Origin of the sequence: Paenibacillus tritici, assembly GCF_013204885.1 — a bacterium.
GTDB classification, from domain to species: domain Bacteria; phylum Bacillota; class Bacilli; order Paenibacillales; family Paenibacillaceae; genus Paenibacillus_AQ; species Paenibacillus_AQ tritici.
In genome coordinates this window covers 25,726-38,856 of the sequence record NZ_JABMKX010000024.1, presented here as the reverse complement: position 1 = coordinate 38,856, position 13,131 = coordinate 25,726, and the positions used below count along the sequence as shown (strand labels likewise).

7 protein-coding genes, 1 tRNA gene and 1 pseudogene are annotated in these 13,131 nt (G+C 40.1%); all 9 read left to right on the top strand.

Annotated features, from left to right (window positions below; all coding sequences use genetic code 11):
• Positions 1–189 precede the first annotated feature (189 nt).
• The 9 genes and pseudogenes from HQN87_RS28840 to HQN87_RS28795 all read left to right on the top strand — a co-directional run bounded on the left by HQN87_RS28840 (position 190) and on the right by HQN87_RS28795 (position 13,109).
• Positions 190–1,377: a copper amine oxidase N-terminal domain-containing protein gene (locus HQN87_RS28840; RefSeq protein WP_173140321.1), complete on the top strand. Its 1,188-nt coding sequence runs from the start codon at positions 190–192 to the stop codon at positions 1,375–1,377.
• Between the two features lie 125 nt (positions 1,378–1,502).
• On the top strand, positions 1,503–2,675 hold the full coding sequence (locus HQN87_RS28835) for a copper amine oxidase N-terminal domain-containing protein (protein ID WP_173140319.1): 1,173 nt from the start codon (positions 1,503–1,505) through the stop codon (positions 2,673–2,675).
• Positions 2,676–3,224: 549 nt separating this feature from the next.
• Positions 3,225–3,389: pseudogene (locus tag HQN87_RS33150) on the top strand (hypothetical protein); the annotation flags it as partial.
• Between the two features lie 45 nt (positions 3,390–3,434).
• Positions 3,435–3,959 carry a hypothetical protein gene (locus HQN87_RS28830; RefSeq protein WP_216857488.1) on the top strand — a complete coding sequence of 175 codons (525 nt, stop codon included), beginning with the start codon at positions 3,435–3,437 and terminating at the stop codon, positions 3,957–3,959.
• A gap of 238 nt (positions 3,960–4,197) precedes the next feature.
• Positions 4,198–4,878 (top strand): restriction endonuclease, encoded by a 681-nt coding sequence (locus HQN87_RS28825; protein WP_173140315.1) that lies wholly within the window; start codon positions 4,198–4,200, stop codon positions 4,876–4,878.
• Between the two features lie 92 nt (positions 4,879–4,970).
• Positions 4,971–11,660, top strand: a complete 6,690-nt coding sequence (locus tag HQN87_RS32165) for an HTH domain-containing protein (RefSeq protein ID WP_216857487.1) — start codon at positions 4,971–4,973, stop codon at positions 11,658–11,660.
• Between the two features lie 120 nt (positions 11,661–11,780).
• A tRNA-Lys gene (locus HQN87_RS28805) sits at positions 11,781–11,853 on the top strand.
• Positions 11,854–12,013: 160 nt separating this feature from the next.
• Positions 12,014–12,682 (top strand): helix-turn-helix domain-containing protein, encoded by a 669-nt coding sequence (locus tag HQN87_RS28800; RefSeq protein ID WP_173140313.1) that lies wholly within the window; start codon positions 12,014–12,016, stop codon positions 12,680–12,682.
• The gene (locus HQN87_RS28795; protein ID WP_173140311.1) at positions 12,675–13,109 is read left to right on the top strand and encodes a hypothetical protein; all 435 of its coding nucleotides are present in this window, start codon (positions 12,675–12,677) and stop codon (positions 13,107–13,109) included. Before HQN87_RS28800 ends, HQN87_RS28795 begins: the two co-directional genes overlap by 8 nt.
• The last annotated feature ends 22 nt before the right edge of the window (positions 13,110–13,131 follow it).

Here is a 13,131-nt window from a genome sequence, read left to right as displayed (position 1 = left end):
TGCGGGATATAAAACATAACGATGAAGGAATCTGAGGAAAACGACAGACTGCCCACAGGGACATATTCATGGAAGTGGACACCGAGAGGTTTTAAGTCGGACTCTCTTTCCTCACTTGGATATGTCTCGGCTCTATCCCTGCAAAGTAAGCTACTTAATACAGTACATAATATAATCGGAGGTATGGTCATGGTTCACCAAAAGAAACAGGTGCTTTCTACAGCCTTTAGCGCGGCTTTAGTCGTCTCGATGTTGGCTACTGGAGGTTCTACAGTTGCAGCGAAAGAGAATGGCTCGGAGGCGGGTACCCTCGCAGTAACAGCGGAACAGCACCAGAAGGCATCCGTAGTGATTAACGGCGCAACACAAAACTTCCCCCAATCCGCTGTCGTTATCAACGGAGTAATAATGGTGCCAATGCGAGCCATTTTTGAACGTCTAGGAGCAACACTAAGTTTCAACGCAGCTACCCAAACGGTAACTGCAGTCAAGGGTTCAACCACCATTAAGATAGTGGTCGGCAGCAACGTAGCCACGGTCAACGGGACCAAGGTAACGATGTTTGCCAAAGTCCAGTCAATCAATAACAGTACCATGGTGCCGCTCAGATTCGTGAGTGAAGCACTTGGAGCTACGGTTTCGTGGACCCCAAGTACCTTAACAGCAACCATCACAAGTGCAGCATCAGGTAGTGGAGGAGCAGTGGTTATCCCGATTGAGACAGTTTTATCGGGAAGTCCATCGACTACAGCTCCGGTATCTTCGAACATCTCTAAGAACGGGATCACAGTGCAGTATGGTAAGCATGATTACGAGTCGACGTCTCAGTCGCAGTATAAAGCGGTTATGGATAAGATCACTGCAGCAGTAAAGGAATATTCTTCTATCCGTTATGATGATGGTGGTCGTTTCGAACAGCAGTACAAAGATTTCCTAGCTGGTCAGCGTTGGACTGGTAGTACATCAGATCGTTCTAATCAGAACATGGGGTTAAAAATGGCAGAAGATGCACTTGGCGAGCTAGTAGCAAATGGTGTTTCTGAATCTGCTATTTTAAAGGCATACCAGACAAGTATGATAGCGTACAACTTACTTGATGGCACAGTTGACCCAGGGACAACGGTAGTACGCTCGGCTTATCAGGCATTGTTTGAAAAAATGGCCGACTGCGATGGTATTTCGAATGTGTTTAGTGCTGTATTTGATGCAAATGGCTACAACACTGCTATCGTTGCTGATGGTTTAGATGCTAAGCCATATGTTCAAATCGGTGGGGTTTGGTATATGGTTTCGTCAGGGACTTTCGTGAAGTCACCTTTACCTACAACAACCTCTGCGTCAGCTGCGTTATACTTGTACACTTCACCAACATTTTAAATTATCCCTGAGGTGAAGGGTTTCTAGCTTGTTTTTCTATCCGCTCTAGTCAACACGGAGTTAGCTCTGCATCATTCAATTTGCTCCAGGTAAAAAGATTATATAAATAGTCAGGAGTCGTTTTCATGGTCAGTAAGAACGGTAGTTTAGTTGTTCACAGACGGGCCTTATTACTCGCTAGTATAGTTTTTGTCGGGGGAATTCTAACAACAACCGGATCAACATTAGCCGCTAAGAGTGCACAAACAGTCAATGTAGCAAGTGTCTATCAAAAGGCATCGGTTGTCATTGACGGGGTCATGCAAAACTTCCCTCAATCAGCTGTAGTTATTGGTGGGGCAACAATGGTGCCAATGAGATCCATCTTTGAAAAGCTTGGAGCTACGATCGCTTTCAACACAGCCACCCAAACGGTAACAGCAACCAGGGGAAGCACCGTCATTAAGATCGTAATTGGCAGCAACATAGCCACAGTCAACGGCAACAGGATAACCTTGACGGTCAAGGCGCAGTCGATCAACAACTCGACAATGGTGCCACTTCGTTTCGTTAGTGAAGCATTTGGAGCACAGGTGGGTTGGAACGTCAGCACTTTGACAGCTACCATTACCAGCGGGACAAGTGGTGGGAGTGCTGTGATTACCCCTGCTGAGGCAGTGCCCTCTGGAAGACCAAGTTCTACAGTGAGTGTCTCTGAGAAAGGTATAGTAGTGCAATTTGGTAAGCATGATTACGGCTCTAAGTCCCAATCAGAGTATAAGTTTGTCATGGATAAAGTCAATGCTGCCCTACAGGGGTATAGTTCGGTTCGGTACAATGAAGGTGGCGTTTACGAACAGCAGTTTAAGGACTTTTTAGCTGGTCAGCGGTGGTCAGGTAACACGTCTGATCGTTCCACCCAAAACAAAGGATTAAAGATTGCAGAAGGAGCACTTGGTCAGCTTGTAGCGAATGGTGTCTCTTCTTCAACAATAGAAAAAGCGTACCAAACAAGTATTGTAGCCTACACCTTACTAGATAATACAGTAGACCCAAGAACAGGCAAACCAGATTCAGCCTTCACAGCCTTAAATGACAAGATCGCAGATTGTGATGGAATCTCAAATGTAGTCATTGCAACTTTCGATGCAAATGGGTTTAACACAGCTATTGTATCCAATGGCGCGGATGCGAAACCAGTTGTTCAAATAGAAGGTAACTGGTACGTTGTATCATCTGGTACTTTTGCAAAGACTACTTTACTTACAACTACTTCGCAATCAGCGCCACTTTTCTTGTACACAGCACCAACTTTATAGGTACATTCTTGAGCAAACCTTGCGAATAGCTTCACTGCATCCATCGATCAATAATTCCTAGATATGAGTTCGAGCGTCAAGGCGTTCGGCTCTTTTTTGTTTTGCAGCTGGTTAACGGCTCTGTGGTGGTTGGTTCTCCTATATACTAGGCCTCTTCTTTAGGGGTTGTAAGGGGCCTTCGATGGTCGGTATAGTGGGGAAGTTCTCCCTCTAGCCCTTGCCGCTTACAGCGGGGTTGAGTGGCTTACGGTGGTAGTTGCCTTAGTTTCTATTTTCGATTTTTTTATGTTTTGTAGGTTAAAGGGTTATATTTGATTAAATTTCCGAGTTAGGATGTTCTGGCATGATGATTAGATATATTGGTGCAGATAGCTTCGGAAAATATCAGGTTTTAATGCAGAATAGTCTTTTTTCATGGAGTTACTCCAGAGCATCGTTTCGTATACCCCCTGACATGGGCTTAATATTTAGTGTGAAATTTGATGCATTTACTCTGGTTCATTCGGTACTTTACAAGCATGGTAACAGTTGGTGTGATGTGGTCACTGTGGCAATCCCCTTACAACAACATGGAACACTAAAAAATATATTCTTAAGGACGGAACGGAAAAAGTAAAACGTGAGGCAAAGTATCGCTGCTCCGGTAAGGCACTTCAAAAAGTAAAGTGTAGCGGGAAAACGATACACTCCCCTATCCGCTTAGAAGGGATAGTACTGGATGAGATTTATACCTATTTGGATCAACTGGAAACTGTGGACTTGAAAGAGCAAATTGAACAAATAAAAAGTCGAAACTCTGGAGGAGAGGAGAAGGCTTTACGGAAACAGCTGAAGTTAGAGAGTAAAGTGAACTCTGAAATTAAAGCTCTTAAGGATGAGGTCCTTAAAGTTGTATTGGGACAAAGTCAGTTTGATAGAGAATTGCTAAATGGAATGATTAAAGAGAAGGAAGAGGAGGTATTGAAGATCCAAGAAACTATAAGACTTGCGGAACAAGTACTTCGTTCCAAGAAGGTAGAGCAAGTGGAAATTCAAGCTCTCCAAACTTACATTCCCGTGTGGCGAGAAGTATTCAAGAAAGCTTCAACAGCTAAGAAGAAAATGATGCTTAGCACCATCATTGAATGCGTGAGGGTCTACAGAGAGTCAGTGGAACTTACGCTGAAGCTAGATATCAATTCATTTTTGTCGACCGCAGGTGAAAACTATTTAACTGGAACGAAAGTTAAGAATGAAGATCCGAGCAAGATGCTTTCACATCTATTAAAAATAAATAACGAGTAGAGTGGAGACTTATATATTAATTCAGCAGTTATACCCTCACAGGTGGATAGTGGTAGGCCCTTGGACTTATTCAAGGGTTTTTTCTATGCCAAATCCAACCAAAAATATGATATAGTAGAGATAATATAACCAAATATAGAAATTATTGAAGAATGATCAAATAGGATGTCGAATATTCTGGTTAGATAGTCCTTTTATCTTTTGAGATAGACCTATTATAGCAAGAGGTGGAAGAATAATGGCCAAAACTTATTATGCAGAAGGTAGGCAGGTGGCCTATTTAGTAAGAGGACTGTTTATCCTTGGAGGCTTAGGGATTTACTTTAGCATTCCGGGTTTGCACTGGGGATTTTTCTTTGGTATTTTATTTGGCTCTATCATTCTTGGAGAGATTTTCGGCGGCATTTGGACCCGTAAGCGTCGGAGAGATAAGAAGGCAAGGAAGACAGCCCGTACTTCTGGTGTAAGACAGAGCAGCTCAAACAAGTCTAAGGCTAACGCTTACAGTCCTTCGACTAAGGCACCCATGAAGAAATTAACAGACGCGCAGATTATTAAAGCAGACGTAAGGACATTGTCCGGTACGGATTTTGAGAGGTTAATGGAGTTATATTACATGGATCAAGGTTATTCCGTACAACGTGTCGGTGGTTCCGGCGATCATGAAGTGGATTTGATCCTCAAAGGCAAAGAGGGATATAAAATCGCCGTGCAGTGCAAGCGCTGGAAACAGGATGTCGGAAATGACATTGTTTTGCGGCTCAAAGCTGGTAAGCAGGTTCATGGCTGTTATGATGCTTGGATTGTGACGACCAGTAATTTTACGAAGGCGGCGAAAGAGGCTGCAGATAGGCTGAATATTAAGTTAATTAATGGGCTGTCGTTGGATGATAGGTTGAGAAGATGGAAGACTAAATAAGTAATATAGTTTTTGTGAAAGATGAGGTAGTGTGGTGTAATATGTAGTTTGAGGAATATTTGAAAAATCACTAGTTGCAAGGTGGTCTATTTATGGAACAAGTTATTCTACACCTATCGGATCTTCATTTTGGCTCTGAAAGAGGAAACCTGTCAAAAACCGCTATGCGTACTCTTTGTCTTAATAACTTGCTTGAATGTATAAAAGAACAATCACCCGAATGGCAACCAACTATAATATGTATTTCTGGAGATATTGGATATGCTGGTTCAGCTGAAGATTATGTAGAGGCTAGTGAATGGTTGTCAAAATTACTGGAAGCTACTAGACTAGATCCTTCAAAAATAATATTATGTGCTGGAAATCATGATGTTAATCGTACAGAAACCAGAGGATTATCTTATCCATCTAATCCAGAGACTGCCGATAAATGGTTGGAGTGGCCAGTTCCGTCTCATATTTTAAAACCTTTTGAACATTTTGCATCCTTTTGTAAATCGTTTGGTATTATTCCCTTTAAAATTCTAAAAGATGAGCAATATCTTGTTGGTGCTAGAGAAGTTAATGGTATGCGCTTCGTAAGTTTTAACTCATCTTGGTTTTGTATAGATAATGATGACAGGTCTAAATTATGGGTAGGACTCTCTCATATTCAAGCAGTGGAAAACGATGGTTTTCTTAAGCTTAAACGAGACTCAACTGATTCACCGTGTATTGCTCTCATTCATCATCCGCGCGAATGGTTAAATGATAGCGAACATACAGGATATGCTTTAGGAAATCGTCCAAACACAATTGATTATCTAGCCGAAAGATGCGATCTTATTCTGACTGGCCATACTCATGGAAGTATCAGGAAACCTGATAAGATAGCAGATGCTGCATGGAACATTACTGCTGGAGCTACGTTTGACAATCCTGGACATTTTAATAACTTTTCTATAATAAAAGTTAAAAAAAGCGGATTTTCTTTGCGGAGATTTGAATTTGATCCAAGAGCAAGTGATCGCCCTTGGGAAGAAAAAAGGACACCAGGTTTCTTCAATTTTGGTGCTTATGTTTCTAATGATAATACACCAGAAGATTCAGATATTGCAGCAGAATTACATGTTAGTGATATCCCGCCAATAAATTCCGGGGTATTTTCTTTTTCTCAATTTCCCCTTGAACTTATCGACCAAAAAATAAAATATGAGGTTGGTGTACTTCGGAAATCTCGATATTTTAGTGAATTTGATACAACGGGTTCTTCCCTAGTACTTATAAGAAAACTAATTGAAGGGGAACTAATTGGAGGAAGTAATGGATTAAAAAGTCAAGCAATAGCCTTGTGTGTGCGTTTTATGGTGCGAACGTATGATATATCTAAGGTGGAAGAATATCTTGAAGTTGCAATTGGAATGGGTAGTTGTAAGGAAATTGAAATTGCAAAAGCATTTATTTATTCACAGAAAGGTGAACTGAAAAAAGCTTTAAGTCTCTTAGCTGGTATTGATTCACCAGATTCCCGTTCAGCAGCAATGATGATTATTTCACATCATGAAGGAGCTGAAAAGGCGGTTAATTGGCCCCATATTGCAGGAATAAAAATAGTGGATTTTGATTTATCAGGAAAAGTATTCCTTATATCCAATCTGCTTGAACTTGCACGTTGGAGTGATGCATTGGAAATCGTTTACATATTAACAAATAAAGATAAGGATGAATTGCCAATTCTCTATCATCTGGTGGCTATTGTATATCTCACGAGTGCGATACCTTTGGAATTAAGAGCCACAGTGCTTAATCAACTACCGATAGATATTAGGAATTTCCCATTAGCATCAGATGAAAATGCTATTAAAGCTCGTCGAATTGCACATGAAAATTTTATCAAAGCTACTGAAATTGCAGAGGTGCTAAAGCTTACCACTGCAAGAAAAATGGATGATGAATATGCGATTTGGCTAGAAATGACTGAACCGGAGTTTTATACCAAAGGAAGACAACGCTTGGAGGAGAAATTACGCGATCCCAGGACTTCTCTGGGGCTAGTACCTCTGGGGTTACAGTTCGACATTAAATTAGATCTTATAATGGTAGAACAGGAGATTGAACGACAAATTGCTCTGAATGGTGGTATCACTCGTGACGCAGCAATAACTCGCTTTGCGCTCGCTTTTACTCGAAAAAATCCAGAAGACATTGCAAATTATGTGATACGACACTCTGAAGAACTTGAGACTTATTTTGATCGAAAATCACTTCGATTTCTCCAGATTGATATGTTTTCAAAAGCTGGATTTGCTGATAAGGCGAATGCTGAGTTGGATTTACTATTAAATGAAGGGATTTCTCCCGCTGATGAGTTTCGTCTTCGTAATACCATAGCTGAGATTAAAGGAACTGATTTAATAGAAATTCGAAAGTCTCAATTTAAACAGACTGGTTCTATAAGTGATCTTTACAGTCTTGTTGAAGAACTAGAAAATAAAGAAGAATGGATTAGCCTCTGTGAATATGGTGATATTCTTTTTCAAAAGACTCGCTCAACACAAGATGCCGAGCGATTAGCAACCGCTTTATATAACGCCCAAGAAACCGAACGCCTTATTGAAATGATAGAAGCCAATGATGAGTTCCTGTCACAATCTAAAAGTTTACACTTATTGTATTGTTGGGCATTGTATAATGAGGGTGACTTACTTAAAGCACGTTCTGAGTTTGAAAAGCTTAACAATTATATTAAAAAAGATAGCAATTATCGTGCTTTGCAAGTTAGTCTGGGGATTGCTCTCGGAGAGTGGCACTATCTTACTGCTTTTGTTGCTAATGAATATATGGAAAAAGATGATAGGAGCGCTTATGAGTTGATTAAAACCGCTCAACTTGCCTATCATTTAACTTCTCCTTATGCTAAGGATCTAATGTTTGCAGCATCAGAAAAAGGTGTGAATGATGCGAATGTTTTAACTGCTGCTTACTTTTTAGCAACTACTGCTGGATGGGAAAATGATATAAAAATTTCTCAATGGCTACAGATGGCTGCTGATCTTTCCGGTGAAGATGGCCCCATTCAAACAATGACTCTAAAAGACCTAATTGATCGTAAACCTGATTGGGAACAAAGAGAGTCAGAAACTTTGCTTCTATTAAAACGTGGAGAAATCCCACAGTTTCTTGCAGCTGATTCGCTAAATAGATCATTGATAAATTTCATGCTCTTTCCAGCTCTAGTAAACTTGTCTCTGAGTGATCCAAGACGTAGATCTACTATTCCAGCCTACAATGGTAATAGACAAGCGATGAATTTGGATAAAGTGGATAATATTGCTATTGAAGCCACCGCTTTACTCACGTTGAGTTTTTTGGATCTTTTGGAGAGAGTGTTTGACTATTTCAATACGATATATTTACCACACTCAACTATGCACTGGTTATTCGAGGAGAAACAAAAAGTCTCATTTCATCAACCAAGTCGGATTAAAGATGCTCATAAAGTAAGTAATTTGATTGCAACAGGTGTTTTGGAGAAGTTTGTTCAAAGTGCATTAATAGATAATGATCTATCAAATCAGATAGGTGATTCCCTGGCAAAGTTGATTTCAGAAGCTGAAAAGGATAGACAGGATAATATTCAACGTATTGTTGTTAGGTCTTCACCAGTTCATCGCATTAATTCACTTATGGAAGAAGAAGCTGATTTGACTGCACACACAGCTACAATGAGTAGTTGTCAAATCATTGTAGATAAGTTACGACAAAAGGGGCAAATCACTGCTGAAGAACATAAAAGAGCAACTGCCTATTTACAGTTTCATGAGAAGCCTTGGCCAAATCAGCCTGAAATTAAGAATGGTGCTATTCTCTACTTGGATGATGTAGCTGTCAACTATTTTTTGCATCTTGGAATGCTTGGGAAAATTCAAGCTGCTGGTTTTACTGCAATTATATCAACAAGAGAAGTGTTAGAAGCAAATGAACTAATCTCATATGAGAGTATCTCCAGTGACGTCAGTCAATCGATTGAGCGAATAAGATCTGTTGTAAGTTTGCGGATTCAGGATGGAAAAATTAAAATTGGTAGAAGACAGAACATTAAAGAGTGGGATAAGCAATCAATAACTGATCATCCAACTGTAGGGGTGATTTCATTAGCAACTTATTGTGATGCCATTCTTTCTGATGACAGATTTCTTAACCAGCACGAGCATGTTGATAACGGTCAGGCACAGGCGAAAACTCTATCAACAGTGGATGTTCTGGAGATGATGGCTTCCAATGGCACTATAAATTCTGACGAACTGCTGGAGATCAAAACCAAATTAAGACGAGCGGGGTATTATCTTGTACCGATAGCCACTAACGAGTTGGAAGCTTCACTTGTTGCTGCTTCTGTCAAGGAAGAAGTCGTTATTGAGACAGCAGAGCTAAAGGCCATTCGAGAAAGTATTTTACAAGTTAGAATGAGTAGTTGGTTTCAATTACCGAAAGAAGCCAATTGGCTAGATAATACCTTTAAAACGTTACTCCAGGTGCTAATGAAATTTTGGAGGGTGGGAACAGATCTTAACAAAGTTATAGCATACTCTAATTGGATATTTGATCTGATGGACATTCGTGGATGGAGCCAATTCTATGAAAAAGAAATTGCCGATAATCTCGTTAAAACGGGTAGAGGTGTTTTTATTCTAATGCTTCTTACCCCTTCTTCTAACATCCCCAACAGCACTATTAATGCATATTGGGATTGGTTGGAGGAAAGGGTTCTAATTCCAATTAAAGAAGAGTCTCCAGAATTGTATACTTGGATTATAAACTGGTTAATAAATGAAATTATCGAGATGTCTAATTCAGAAGAGCTAGCTGAGAAATTGGCGGGAAATCCACATGTTAAGAAAATGATTGTTTTGTCCATGTTAAATAAACTACCGCCAATAGTACGCACATCCTTACTGGAACACCAGCAATTTTCAAGAGAATTCAGTGGCAGCGCGAGCTACTTTCTCATGATTACCTCTGAGCTTGCAATTCGGCGCTATGAGCTTTATGATGCTTTTCGAAAAATATATTCAGGTAAATCGAATATAACTGTACAAGACAATTCAGGCAGAGAGTGGAATTTAGAATTTTATAACCAAGGGGAGAAGGAATCACCGTACTTCTTGCTTTCTTTAGGTGAAGAATCTTTCATTTTACCCCAGTTTACTGAGCTTTCTCATGACAGAGCTACTAGGTTAGATTCATTTGATAGATTAGTTTTTGATGTCAATTTACCGATAACTGCACGAGAGTCTTGGAGAAGTATTCTTTCTGAGCATTCTTTTAATGATGATGAGATGGATGCTTATCGAAGTGATCTGGATGATACACCGATACTTATGGCACGTTCGATGCGTGAAGATTTTGAAAACAGGCAATGCAATGTTTCTAACCTCGTCCCTTCATCTAGAAGATACTATGAGCGATTGATAGGATGTTATGATGGAAGTGTCTCTATCAAAGAATATGCTAAAAAGATTGGAAGACAACTTTTCCAGCAGTTATCTGAATGGACTTCATACAATGGTTTTCTATGGAGCTTGTTTCTCTCATCACATTCTGAGTTAACAGCGGAGATTGATGTTGAGGACTTGGAGAGCGAAGAAATTATTCGTATATTTGGTTTTTTAGAAGAATACGGAGATAAAATCTCACAACTAGGTGCAGTCGAAATCGGATTGCGAATTTTACCTGAAAAACCCGAAATTGAACCAATAATAATTCGACTTATGAAACAAATCAGAGATGATGACGTTGACAAAAGTGATAGCGGGTTTAAGCTTCTCTCAGCATTGTTCATTCTTGTGGATGGGGAATTGTCAAGAATCAGGCTATTTTCAGGGGAGCCACCTTTCTATAGAAGATTAGCATCTTTATCACAAGCCGCGCTGATTCAACGTGAACTTTTAATTACAGGTATTGATATTCAACAATTTTGTAAATGGGCGCTTTCTACACGTGTAGAACAGTATTATTTTCAAACACTTTCTGATATGCGTTTAGAGCCTCGATGGAACCCGGATTTTGCATTTGCATCACAACTTAAGGCTGAATTTCTTAGTCGTATTTTGATTGCAGCTAAGAATTACGAGGGGCATATCAAAGATGGTGAGTTACGCGACCTAGTTTTTGGTAGTAGTTCTAATTTGTTTGCTGGGGTTGGTAATTTGTTTTTCCCAGGACCGCTAGAGGGCACGAGTGATAACACAATAATTATGCCTGCTGAAGTTATGGAGATTATTGAATTGCAACTTAGTAATGAGAAAGTATCACCTTCTTCATTTGTTGCATTAATAAACTCGGCTTTTATTTTTAATATTGAATTAAAGTATGCAGAAATGGCTGCAAAAGCATTGAGATTAAGCAGTTATCAACTTTCTAATCTAGTTGACAGCTCCCAATTGTATACTACATTGAACGGGCTATCTGCAGTCGCGGCTGTATCTAGAAGTAGTGAGCTTGCCAATGATTTGCGAATTCTTGTACGCAGATATAGAATGGATTCACATTATAATTTGTCAGTTGAGGAAGCTATGAGAATATGTCTGATTGCCGCAGCTAGTTGCGAAGATCTGGAAAAGTGGAGTGAATTTGTAGGGAATTGCTTTTCAGATATAGCATTTGGTGTGTTAGAAGGCAATGAAGATGAAATTTTCCTTTCACATTTGCAATCTCTTTGTCATGCAGTGCCAGAGCTTTGGTTTACGTGTGGGAAAGTTGATGCAGCATTAAGGGCGTGCATTTCAAGTCGAAGTGTTTAATTAAGGCGAATATAAATTTGATAGCTTTTAGGGCAGTGCCCCTGACCATCACGCCAGAGCGCATCGCTGGCAGCGATGAGGTCAGGGGTTCGATCCCCCTTGGCTCCACCAATTTCATACGGACTCTTAGCTCAGTTGGTAGAGCAGTAGACTCTTAATCTATTTGTCCAGGGTTCGAGCCCCTGAGAGTCCATCACAGAAGAACGGCAGATGCCGTTCTTTTTTTGTTTTCTGTTGAAGAGTATTTTCATGGTCAATGGGATAATCTATACGTAAATGTTGATTTAATGTTGATTTATTGAGAACTATTTTTATTTTAATGTCATTTTTCATGGTAAAATGGGGGAGAGGTGATGAGTATGGCGATACAGGATATTTTGGAAGTACGGGAACGTCAAGCGACATATGCGAGCAATATTTTTTCTTCGCTCCAATTACGAGAAAATATTATTACCTACCAAATGCTGTGTGATGCTGTAGAGGCTTCAGGAATCAAGATTCAACGGTTATCCGATGATGAATTACTTGTCCCTGAGAAATTTCGGGTCGGCCAGCAGGACATCGTATACCAACTTACTCAAGTTCAGCATTCATCACAGGCTGTCTCCTCCAAGGTCAAGCATTATCCTACCAGGGAAGTAGCGCGTATGCTGGGAGTATCTCATCAGACGATTTCCCGCTGGATTGCCCAGGGACGGTTCGACGGTGTTACTCGCACAGAGCCAGGAAAACATGTTGATATTCCTGCCAATTCGATTTTGGAGTATCCGAGTGGTGAGACTGTAAGAATTAGTGAGGTAGCGGAGTCCTATCAAGCACGTATGCAAACTGCTGTAGAGACAGAGTCTGAAGATGAATTACAGTTTATAGCTCAAAAGCTTAGTGCTTACGAAGAAAAGTATGGACCTATTGAACGTTTCATGCATAAGAGTGAATCCGGGGAACTCGTTACTTCTGATGAAGATATTGATTTGGATGTATGGACCTATTTGCTAAAAAGAAAAGAGAGCCTGCTTGGCTGAGTTCACACAGGAAGTTTTCACCTCAAATCCAGGAAACATCAAAAACGTACATCCGGAAATCGTTTTAGATGTCACGCAAGATCATCCGTCTGCGTATAATCCGAAGTTCACCATCAAACTTAATGGATGGAATTCTTATTTGAAATGTGAAGAACACGGCGATAAGCGAGGCAATCTACAGGCTTTTTTCTACAATTGGTATAACAAGGATCATTCATTAATTATGAAGTTTCATAATCATACCCATGAGAATTACCCCGATGCGGCTGAGGAGATTACCGAGTTCGATCCCGTTCACCTTCAATTTCCGTTACTTGGGGTAACTGATTATGAGGGGAAAGTCAGGGATCATAGCATCTATCAATCGCTGGATGATGTACTGAACTTTTTGCGTCATTTGCAATGGATCGAAGCGAGGAAAGCTTGAAATGAGAAGCTAAACCAATGCA

Coding starts and splice junctions, on each gene's coding strand:
- HQN87_RS28840 (WP_173140321.1), top strand. CDS start 190: ATGGTTCACCAAAAGAAACAGGTGCTTTCTACAGCCTTTAGCGCGGCT.
- HQN87_RS28835 (WP_173140319.1), top strand. CDS start 1,503: ATGGTCAGTAAGAACGGTAGTTTAGTTGTTCACAGACGGGCCTTATTA.
- HQN87_RS28825 (WP_173140315.1), top strand. CDS start 4,198: ATGGCCAAAACTTATTATGCAGAAGGTAGGCAGGTGGCCTATTTAGTA.
- HQN87_RS32165 (WP_216857487.1), top strand. CDS start 4,971: ATGGAACAAGTTATTCTACACCTATCGGATCTTCATTTTGGCTCTGAA.
- HQN87_RS28800 (WP_173140313.1), top strand. CDS start 12,014: ATGAGTATGGCGATACAGGATATTTTGGAAGTACGGGAACGTCAAGCG.